Source organism: Bacillus cereus group sp. BfR-BA-01381 (genome assembly GCF_022663555.1).
GTDB lineage: Bacteria > Bacillota > Bacilli > Bacillales > Bacillaceae_G > Bacillus_A > Bacillus_A pacificus.
On sequence record NZ_JAKUFR010000379.1, the window covers coordinates 1 to 203 of the forward strand.

The window sequence follows — 203 nt, forward strand, 5'->3', positions numbered from 1 at the left end:
TTGGCTTAGCGTTTAAATCGTATCCAGTAGGAGCTTTCGTTTCAATAAACTGATAGTCACCCGGACGTAAATCAGAAACAGAAATTTTTCCATCTTTATTAGTAGTTAAATTAGAACGAACATCATTGCCGTTCATATCAACGATTTTAAATACTGCGCCTTTAAGAGCAGAACCGTCGACGTCATCAACTTTCTTTAATTCC

At 36.5% G+C, this 203-nt stretch carries 1 protein-coding gene; it reads right to left on the reverse strand.

All coding sequences use genetic code 11. The features are described from left to right. The coding region (locus MR079_RS29140) for a prealbumin-like fold domain-containing protein (protein ID WP_277933189.1) at nt 1-203 on the reverse strand (203 nt) is incomplete at both ends.